This window comes from Chondromyces apiculatus DSM 436 (assembly GCF_000601485.1).
GTDB lineage: Bacteria > Myxococcota_A > Polyangia > Polyangiales > Polyangiaceae > Chondromyces > Chondromyces apiculatus.
On record NZ_ASRX01000141.1, the window covers coordinates 1 to 8,424 of the forward strand.

At 72.5% G+C, this 8,424-nt stretch carries 6 protein-coding genes; all 6 read right to left on the reverse strand.

What is annotated here, in order from left to right; translation table 11 throughout:
* Positions 1–2 precede the first annotated feature (2 nt).
* Positions 3–1,271 carry a TfuA-like protein gene (locus tag CAP_RS47280; RefSeq protein WP_063748841.1) on the reverse strand — a complete coding sequence of 423 codons (1,269 nt, stop codon included), beginning with the start codon at positions 1,269–1,271 and terminating at the stop codon, positions 3–5.
* Entirely contained in the window at positions 1,268–2,620 is a 1,353-nt protein-coding gene (locus CAP_RS42860) for a YcaO-like family protein (protein WP_081865850.1), read from the reverse strand. Before CAP_RS42860 ends, CAP_RS47280 begins: the two co-directional genes overlap by 4 nt.
* A 24-nt stretch (positions 2,621–2,644) precedes the next feature.
* Positions 2,645–3,292, reverse strand: a complete 648-nt coding sequence (locus CAP_RS55525) for a hypothetical protein (RefSeq protein ID WP_044252455.1) — start codon at positions 3,290–3,292, stop codon at positions 2,645–2,647.
* A gap of 253 nt (positions 3,293–3,545) precedes the next feature.
* On the reverse strand, positions 3,546–7,358 hold the full coding sequence (locus tag CAP_RS42870) for a serine/threonine-protein kinase (protein ID WP_052376930.1): 3,813 nt from the start codon (positions 7,356–7,358) through the stop codon (positions 3,546–3,548).
* Positions 7,359–7,615: 257 nt separating this feature from the next.
* A complete protein-coding gene (locus CAP_RS53110; protein WP_197041595.1) occupies positions 7,616–7,792 on the reverse strand; it encodes a hypothetical protein in 177 nt (58 codons plus the stop codon).
* Positions 7,793–8,105: 313 nt separating this feature from the next.
* A partial coding sequence (locus CAP_RS53115) for a hypothetical protein (RefSeq protein ID WP_044252458.1) occupies positions 8,106–8,424 on the reverse strand: 319 nt, incomplete at its 5' end.

The following is an 8,424-nucleotide window of genomic DNA, read 5'->3' on the forward strand; positions in this document are numbered from 1 at the left end:
CCCTATCCCTCCCTCCCCTCCCCCTCCCTCAGCTCCCCATACGCCCCCGTCGCCTGCAGGTAGCCCACCAGGCACCTCTCCACCTCTCCCCCGTAGACCCGCTCCGCCCACCGCACGTGCGCCTCCTCTTCCAGGAACCGCACCGTCTCCGCCTCCCCCACCACCCCTTGCCTTGCCAGCCATGCCCCCAGCGCTCCCAGCCCGCCCAGCCCGTGTTCCCGGCACAGCGCCTCGGCTGCGTCCTCCATCAGCGCGGCTCCCACCTGCCGGTTCTGCCGACGTGCGGCCTCGATCGCCAAGGCCCTCCCCAGCGCCCCTTTTCGCGCTGCCATGTAGCCTCCCCCCCGCTTCAGCGCCTCCACGGCAGCATCTGGCGCGCTCGCCGCGGCCGTGAACGCACCCCGCTCGGCGCTCTCCCGGATGTGCTCCCACGCATCCGTCGCCTCGAAATGAAACTCCACCCTCTTTGGCACAGCGCGCGCGTCCCCGCCCTCCCCCTGGTACCGCCCCTGCATCGCCCCCAGCATGGCCAGCGCATCGCGCCGCTTCTGGTCCACCCGCCGCGATGCCACGAAGGCCCGCAGCGCCTGCAGCGTGCTCCCGTCCACCCCGGCCTGGCCTGCCGCGCGGAACACGGCTGGGTAGACCCGGTCCGCGTAGAACATCCCCGCCGCCAGCGCCTCCAGCCGCACCCGCTGCGCTGCACCGACAATGCCCTCCTGCTCCGCCGCGCGCAGCGTCGCCCGCATGTTCACCAGCGCCTCGCTCACCGCCCGGTAACCATCGGCTGCGGGCGCGTGGGCCACGGCCACCTCGTCGTCGGCCTCGATGTCTCCGCGCAGGTACCCCTCGAAGATCGCGCCCACCCCCTCCATCCCGAACGCGGCGAGTTCCGCGGCGCGCAGCGCCCCCATGCTGGCGGCGCCGAACACGTGCACCCCCTGCGCCATGGCCCAGAGAATTTCCTTGTGGGACACCGACGGCACCCGGTCGAAGTACCCATCGATGATCCCGATGCCCCACGGCCGCTCCCGTGCCGCGCGGTACACGTCGCCCTGCGCTGCGGGGGGCAGGAACACCGCATTCAGACGCGCCGCCGCCCCTCCGCCACTCATCCCTATCCCCCCACTCACTTCTCCCCGCGCCGCCTCTCCCCGCGCCGCCTCTCCCCGCGCCGCCTCTTCCCCCCGCGCCGCCTCTCCGGCGCTGCCAAAAGCCTTCGCCCCCTCTGCTGCCGACAGCGTCGGACCCGTGAACACGATGACGTTCATGAAGCGCTCTCCTGCAGCCGGCGCCGCGCGCGCGGGCCGCGCATGTAACCGGGCACGTCGTAGAGGGGCTCCAGACCGGGGATCACCACCCGCACCACCGGGATCCCCAGCTCGGGGCGCGACAGATCGACTGTCACCACCTGCTCCAGACCCACCTCGCGCAGCCGCTCGATCTCCCAGGCCACGTCCTCGTCGAGCGTCTCGCCGGGGTGGTCTGGAGCCTCGTCGAAGCGCCGCGGACAGGTCTCTCCGGCGTGCTCGGCCAGGAACTGCTGCGCGGTGCGCAGGTCTTCCTCGGGACCGTTGCCGTGCACCCGGATATCGTCGCGGGCGCCGGTGATCACCGTGAGCCGGCTCTGTGCGGCCTCCGTGAGCGCCCGCAGCAGGGCCACGCCGCGCGCGGGGTGGCAGCCGAAGCCGCGCATCGGCGCCACGGGGCGGGCCGGGTTCGGCGCCCGGTCCACCAGCGTGCAGGCGAAGGCCGGCACCTGCACGTCGGAGGTGATCTCCCAGACGAGCACCTCGGCGTCGGCGCGCGCGAACTTCTCCAGCACCTCCCGGCAGCCGGCGTCGTCGACGGTCTCGAGATCCACCCGCGTCTCACGCTTGTGGGCGGCGCTCGACATCTGCCAGAGCGTCGTCGCGTCCCGCTCGATCAGCTCGCAGATCCCGTGGCTGATCGCCTCGTAGGGGTGGTTGCCCGAGGCGAGCCCGTTCGAGCTCATCACGAAGGCCCCGGTGCCGTCGAGGAGCGGCAGCGAGTAGTCCGTGTGCACGACCTCGAATGGCACCCACGTGGGGGCGCCCTCCACCAGATCCAGCCCTGGCACCCAGAGCAGGCGCAGGTTCGGGTGGAAGGCGCCGATGGCGAGGCGCGGCAGCCGCGCCACGTCGAGCAGCCGGTGGCGGTGGCGCAGCTCGTTCACCGTCCCGAGCTTCAGCGGGAGCTGCACGTGCTCGGCGTGCCAGTGCTCGACGGACTCCATGATCCCCGAGGCCCTCGCGGCGTCGAGGGTGAGGCCCTTCCCCGGCGACACCGAGATCGACCGCGATCCCGGCCGCGTCACCATCACCACCGGCACCCCGAGGGTATCGAGGCCGGTGACGTCGGCGACGCGCGTGATTCCCATGACGGGCATCAGCCGCCGGAGCTGGGCCACCGTCTCCGCCGGAGAGACGACGCGGTGGGTGCCACCGAGGAATCGCTTGGCTGCCGGAGGCCGCGGGCTCGGCAGGACCGCCTGGCCTGCGTGGCCTGCGTGATCCGCGTGATCCGCGTGGCCTGCGTGGCCGGCGCGGCCTGCGTTCTCGGTGTCGGCTGCATCGTCGACGTACGGGGAGGGTTCCATGGTGCCTCGTCGAGGGTTCCGGGTTCAGCGCTTGAAGCGCGCCAGGTTGAGCACGTAGCAATTGCACGCCACGATGGCGTCCGTGGGCTCCACCATGTCCGGCGGCACGCGCTCGTCGGGCTTGTCGGGCGTCATCGACAGGAAGTCCTTCCCGTGCAGTCGCTGGAGCAGATTGAGCACCTCCCGGGTGGTCGCCACGTCCTTCGGCCGCATGTCCTGCCGGAGCACGTACCTGCCCCAGGTGTTGTAGCGAATGACGTAGTATTCGCCCTCCTCGGTGTTGTAGGTGCTCCCGTCCTCCGCCTGCACCGTCCCGGCCTTGCAGTAGATCACGATGTCGTAATGGGACAGGTGCCGCCCCTGGTTCGTCTCCGGCAGCGAGGTGATGACCCCGTCGGCGTCCGCGGCCTCCGGCAGCATCTTGATGTTCTTTTCGCAGAGCACGTAGACCCCGTCGTCTTCCTCGGGGAACCGCACGAAAGCGCCGGGCTTGCCATTCCGCTCCAGCTCGGCCACCTTCGCCCGGATCTCCGAGGGGATCTCCTCCGGCGCCCAGCGGTCTGCCCCCCGGGCCCAGTGCTTCGACTCCACCTGGTAGACGGGCTCCGAGCTGTTATCGATGGAGAAGATGAAGCTGCGCAGATCTTTGACGTTCAGGCTTTCAATGGACATGACACGGGCTCCTTCCCGTCCGCGAGGACAGGCATTCATGGTTTCGACGTGACTCACGCGCGTGCACCACCAGCGCGTGTCACCACGCCCTGCCAGTGCACCTCAAATTCAGCAGCCCTCGGGTCGGCTCAGATGAATCGATCCCTGTGACCGTCTCGCAGACCGTCTCGCAGACCGTCTCGCAGACCGTCTCGCAGACCGTCTCGCAGACCGTCTCGCCGCGGCCCCCCTCGTCCTCGAACCTCGTCTCGGCTCAGGCGTGACCGCCTCGCCGCGCGGCCTCCAGGGCGTCCGCGAAGTGCCCCCTGGCGCTCTCCTCGTCTCCTCCGGCAAAGGAACGTCTTCCCGCATCGAGGGCGCGCGCCAGGCGCTCCGGCAACCGCTGTTGCCGCTCGTCGAGCACCGCCTCGGCGTGGCGCACCGCCTCCCCGAGCTGCCCCCGGCCATGCGCCACCGCGAGCAGCGGCAGCCGCGCCACCCAGGCGAACGGGAACACGTGCGAGGTCGATCCCCAGTGAGAGAGCGCCTCCTGCGCCTTTTGCTCCGCCTCCACCTCGTCGCCGCGGCGCAGGGCCACCCACGCCAGCGTCCCCAGCGCCGCCCCCGCGTATTCCCGCATGTTCATCTCGCTCGCCGCCGTCAGGCTCCGCGTCGCCACCTGCTCCGCGAGCTTGAGCCGGTCCTGCCGGCGGTGGACCAGTGCCAGGTAGGCGAGGCAGCGCGATTGCACCTCCGCGTCGCCCTTCTGCAGCGCCGCGTGCAGCACCTCGCTGAGCTGGACCTCGGCCTCCCCGTGCGCATCGTGCAGCGCCAGGATGAACCCGAAGCTGAACCCCGCCCGCAGCGACATCGGCCCATCCGCGGCCCCCTCCACCGCCTGGAACGCCAGGTAGCCATCCCGCGCGAGGCGCACCGTCTCCGCGGAGGTCGCGTAGCGCTCCTGCTGGAGGCTCATCTTGATCATCACACTCAGGAAATGGGCGCGCTGCTGCGCCGTGCCGTGCTGCTCGACCACCGGTCGGATCGCCCCCACCATGGCGCTGACCTGCGCGTGCTCCGCGCGCCAGTAATGGATGGCGATGCGATTGAGCTGGGTGTCGAGCCACTCCTTCCACCACCCCTCGTCGGCCCCCGCGGGCTGCCCCCCGAGCACCTCCAGCGCCTGCGCATAGCGCTCCATCGCCGCGTCGTGCTGGTGCTCGACCTCCCAGCTCTCGCCGATCTTGCGGAGCACCCGCGCTCCCCCCAGCGGCGCTCCCCCCAGCCGCGTTCCCCCCACGAGGGCCGGCTCTGCCCCGGCGCCGAGCGCACCCTCGTAGGCCACCCGCGCCTCCGTCCGCCGCCCCACGAGCTGCAGCAGATCCCCCCGCCGCTCCTGCAGCACCGCGACGCGCTCCCCGGGCGCTCCGCCAGCCACGCCAGCCTCACCCGCTGCCCGGAGCGCCTCGAGGGCCGCCCCGTAGAGCCGGATGGCCTCCCCGTTGGCGTAGATCGTCTCGGCCCGCTCCGCCGCCCTGACGAACCAGTGGCCGGCCCTGTCGTGGATCCCGGCGCGCGCGAAGTGGTGCCCCAGCGTCGCTGCCATGTCCGGCGCCTCCGCATACCGCGCCGAGAGCACCTCGCCCGCCTTCCGGTGCAGCGCGACGCGCTCCTCGTCGCCGAGCCGCGCGTAGGCGATCTCGCGGATCTTGTCGTGCACGAAGCGCAGCTTGCCCCCCGCGCCCTCCTCCAGCACCTGCCGCACCCGCAGCTCCTCCAGCGCCTCCGCCCCTTCCGACCTCTCCGACCTCTCCGACCTCTCCGACCTCTCCGACCTCTCCGACCTCCCCGCCGCCTTTGCCACGTCCACCGCGCCCGTCCCGGCCAGGCCCGCGCGCAGGAGCTCCTCGTCCAGCGTCTGCCCCAGCACGGCAGCCCAGGAGAGGAGCGCCCGTCCAGCCGCCCCCAGGTGACCGAGGCGCCGGTCCACCAGCTCGGCCAGCGTGCGGGGCAAGGCCAGGGACGACAGCGCCGCCGCGCCGCTCCCCGGGTCCACCTGGGCATCGAACTGCCACGTCCCGCTGCCGTCGCGCCGGAGCATCCCCTCGTCGATCGCCGCGCGCAGGTACTCGGCCACGAAGAACGGATTGCCGCTCGAGTGCTCCACCAGCGCCTCCAGCTCTCCCCGCGGCGGCAGGCGCAGCGCCAGCATGTTGGAGACCATCGCCCGCACACTCGGCGGATCCAGACGGCCCAGCGAGATCGCCGTCACCCCCTCCTGCTGCGCCAGCGCATCCAGCTCCGCCCGGGTCTCCTCCGCCCGGTACGTCGCCACCACCAGCACGCCCTGGAGCGCCTCCGGCTGACTTCCCAGCGCCTCGATCAGGCTCAGCGACAGCTCGTCGACCCACTGCAGGTCATCGATCACCAGCACCAGCGGCGACGACCCTGCCAGCGCCTCGATCGTCTCTGCCAGCGCGCGGATGACCCGCGCCCGGGCCTCCGTCGGAGGCAGGCTCTCCGGCTCCGACAGCTCCGCCTGGCCCGGCACCAGCGCGAGCGAAGGCTCGTAGACCGCCAGGATCTTGCCGCGCCGCCCGAGCAGCCGCGCCGCCACCTCCCGCCCACCTTCCCGCGCCCGGTCCGCCACCTCCAGCAAGAGGGGCCTGAAGGCCTGCAGCGGCGCCGCACCGCCCACCACGCACTGCCCTGCGACGAGGGTGATCTCCAGCGGCGGCGCGCTCCGCTGCAGCGCGATCCGGGTCACCTCCCGGAGCAGCCGCGTCTTGCCCACGCCGCTCTCGCCGCGCACCAGCACGAGCCCACCCCGCTCCTGCCGGAGCGCCCGGGTCACCGCCGTCTCCAGCGCCGTCACCACCTCGGCCCGCCCGAGAATCCCCGGCGGATACAGGTATGCCCGCGGCTCGGGCCCACGCTCCGCCTCTCCCTCGACGAAGGCCGCACCGGCCGCACCGGCCGCACCGACCGCACCGGCCGCACCGAGTCCCCCGAGCGCTGCCGCCACGTCCAGCGCATAGCCAGGCCGCGCCGCGGGCTGCTTCGCGAGGAGCTGGAGCACGAGCTGATCGAGCGCGGGAGGCTGTCCCGGCACGCGCATCGACGGCGGCAGCGGCTGCTCGTGCAGGTGCTGGTAGCGCACCGCCGCGAACGTCTCCCCCGTGAACGGAGGCCTCCCCGTCACGCACTCGTACAGAATGCAGCCGAGCGCATAGAGATCCGCGCGCGCATCGCACAGCTCCTTCCGGAGCTGCTCTGGCGCCATGTATGTCGGCGTGCCCAGCGGCGGCGCCACCTCCAGCACCTCGCGCCCCCCGGCGTCACCCCCTTGCGCCACGATCCCCAGGTCGACGAGCACCGGCCGCCCATCGTCCAGGAGGAACACGTTCTCGGGCTTCAGATCCCGGTGGACGAGCCCCTCCCCGTGCAGGAAGGCGAGCGGCGCGCACAGCCGCCGGACCAGCGACAGCAGCGCCTCGACCTGGGGCCGCATCGCTTCTTCTGCGCCCCCCACGTCTCCCGCGGCTCCCGCGACCCGCGCCCCCTCACGCCCGGCGCCCTCGCGAGGCACGTCTCCCGCAGCGGCCGGCGGCACATGGACCGGGCCTCCGAGGAGCGCCGTCGCCACCTGGGCGGTCCCGGTCTCGTCAGCCCCTTCCGCCGCAGCGCCCCGCGGCCCCTGCCCCCACACGGCCGCGAGGTGCTGCCGCAGCGTCTTGCCCTCCAGGAGCGACATGGCCACCCACGGCACGCCGTCCGTCACCCCCTCGTCCACGATGCGCACGATGCCCGGGTGCCTGAGCCGCCGCAGCGCCTGGCTCTCCCGCCGGATGCCCGCGAGCTGATCGCCCACCACCCGGTCCTTGTGCACCGTCTTCAGCGCCACCCGGTCGCCGGTCTCGACGTGCTCGCCCCGGTACACGAGCCCCATCCCCCCCTTGGCGATCACCTCCACCACCCGGTAAGGACCGAACCTCTCCGGCTCCGCAGCCGGTGCGGGCGACGCGGGCGACGCGGGCGACGCGATCGTGGAGGTCTGGGCGAGGTCTCTCTGCGGCGGCTCGTTCATGGGGAGGCGCGATGCTACCCCAGCCAGCGCACGAGCCTCACGCGCAGGCCACCGCGGAGGCGCGGGCGCTCGGCCCCTGTTGCCTTCGGGCATCGCACGTCGCAGGGTGGTGGCGCAGTCTTGCGGGTTCATGGAATCGGCGCTCTCGACGGTGCTGGCGTGGCTGACGGTGCTGACGTGGCTGGCGCCGCCGGTGGCCCCCGGTGTCCTTTGGGGTCCGAGGTCCAGCGGCGCGTGAGCACGCTCTGGACAGAGGGCTATGCAGAGACTGCGCCACGGAGCGCCTTGCTCCAGATGGCCGGGTGAAGCCGTGAATGGCCAGAGTCGGGCGACTCTGGCTGGCCATCGATGGCCGCGCGCGTGGCCAGGAGCTGGCCAGCGCTGGCCATTGCCTCGGCGCCCGGACCCGCGCGCAGGTCTCGATGGGAGAGCACCTCCCCCCTCCCTGAAGCGGTGAGCGGCGAGCGACGGGCGGCGCTGCCTCGACCGACGTCGCCACGGACCCCATGGCGCTCTCACGCAACCTTTCCAGCAGGCGTCGTCGCTCCCGACCTGGAGGTCGCTGAACCCGGATCGGTCGCGCCCTCTCCCCTCCCGAGCCGCATGACGCGCCCTGGCAGACCGGGGAAAAATTCCCCGCTCCCTCGCGGATGTCCCCGAGGTTCCCCTCAGATTTCGGGCAACTGGAAGCCAGAGAGCATTTGACGCGGAGCGCGACCTGTTGTGGTGATACCCACCATGAAGCGTCTACGACACACACTCGGTTGGGCTGCTCCCCTCCTCGGCGGTCTCGCAATGACGGCCGGAGGCTGTGAGCTCATCGTGACCGCCGACCGCAGTCTGATCCCCGAGGTCACCGGGGCCGGTGGCGCCGGTGGGGCCGGTGGCGAGGGTGAGGGCGGCGGCGTCGGCGGGTCCGGCGGTGGCGTCGGTGGCCAGGGTGGCGGCGTCGGCGGCCAGGGTGGCGTCGGCGGGTCCGGCGGTGGCGTCGGCGGGTCCGGCGGTGGTGAGGGCGGCCAGGGTGGCGGCGTCGGCGGCCAGGGTGGCGGCGTCGGCGGCCAGGGTG

Excerpts from the sequence above, each read along its gene's own strand:
- CAP_RS42870 (WP_052376930.1), bottom strand. The coding sequence starts at position 7,358 with ATGAACGAGCCGCCGCAGAGAGACCTCGCCCAGACCTCCACGATCGCG.
- CAP_RS55525 (WP_044252455.1), bottom strand. The coding sequence starts at position 3,292 with ATGTCCATTGAAAGCCTGAACGTCAAAGATCTGCGCAGCTTCATCTTC.
- CAP_RS42860 (WP_081865850.1), bottom strand. The coding sequence starts at position 2,620 with ATGGAACCCTCCCCGTACGTCGACGATGCAGCCGACACCGAGAACGCA.
- CAP_RS47280 (WP_063748841.1), bottom strand. The coding sequence starts at position 1,271 with ATGAACGTCATCGTGTTCACGGGTCCGACGCTGTCGGCAGCAGAGGGG.